Origin of the sequence: Paraburkholderia oxyphila NBRC 105797 (assembly GCF_000685075.1) — a bacterium.
GTDB classification, from domain to species: domain Bacteria; phylum Pseudomonadota; class Gammaproteobacteria; order Burkholderiales; family Burkholderiaceae; genus Paraburkholderia; species Paraburkholderia oxyphila.
The window spans coordinates 1-1,066 of record NZ_BAYD01000286.1; the positions used below are offsets into that span (position 1 = coordinate 1).

The window sequence follows — 1,066 nt, forward strand, 5'->3', positions numbered from 1 at the left end:
TATCGATTGGAGGAGGGCATCATCGTACCCCGGCGGCGCCACGAAGCGCTTCTTCCTGCGGCCATCTTTCACGGAACTCACAACCATGAACGGTGCAGACCGGTCGTCCACGCAGGACCAGCGCGACAGGATGAGCAAAGGGCACATGAGTTATGACGACTATGCCCAGGAACTGGCGCACATTCGAGCCATGATCCTGCAAGTCGAGCGCCTGATTCACGACCATGATTCCGGGCAGGGAACGCCGGTGACATCGTCGGACTACTGGCGCGCTCGGGTCAATGCGCTCCTGGAGGCGGACCTGCCACGTCCCCTCGAACTGCAGGCCCGCGCGCTGCTGGCCCGGCTGGACGCACTGCGCGCCGCGTCGCGCACCCGTGCGTAGCGTGATCGCCATCAAATATCGAACGGCGGGGCGCGACGCACGCGGGGATGAAGCCGTCGTCGATGGTTCATGGTGCGATACCGGAAAGGAGTTCGTGCTGACCCTGCCGGTCCGTTCGGGCGCCGGTGACCCGGGCAGCCGCCCGACAGCGATGATTGATGAACCCCTGGCCCCTTTCCCTGGGACCTGCCCGTTCTCCATTCTCAGGTTCCGGCGCGCCTGAATTTGTTCGGATCACTATCCAAACGGTGTTGCGGGTCAAAGATGACCAAGCCTGAGGATGCAGGGCTGTTTTTTCGGATTGCGGCTCTGGCGAGAGAGCGACGCCGATAACTGTTGTTGCTCGCGCCTTCCGCATCCGAAATAAAAAACTTGATCTTGATGGTAACGTCGTGCGTTACATTTGTGCTGAAACTGGCGCCGGCAACAAGCACGTCGTACCGGCATGCTTGCATCGCCCCTGCATTACGACCGGCTGTGGACCGGCTGTGGACTGGCAGCGGCAACGCGGAGCGTCTCACGTTCGATCTGTCGTCGAACGTGGCGACCGTGTCGAACGACAGGGGCCCCGAATGCGGCGCGCGTCTGTGACATCCGCGCCCGGTGCGTGAAACGCGGCAGTTCACGGAGGCCACGCAGCAGAGGAATTTTAAGGTGATGGGTGCTTCGTGCGCTTAACGC

2 protein-coding genes are annotated in these 1,066 nt (G+C 62.0%); both read left to right on the plus strand.

Annotated elements, in window-relative coordinates; genetic code table 11:
• Positions 1–385 (plus strand): hypothetical protein (locus tag BO1_RS61710; protein WP_052409880.1); only part of this gene is annotated, 385 nt, incomplete at its 5' end.
• A gap of 1 nt (position 386) precedes the next feature.
• Complete coding sequence (locus BO1_RS60060) at positions 387–608, plus strand: hypothetical protein (protein WP_156992823.1); 222 nt, start codon at positions 387–389, stop codon at positions 606–608.
• Positions 609–1,066: the final 458 nt, after the last annotated feature.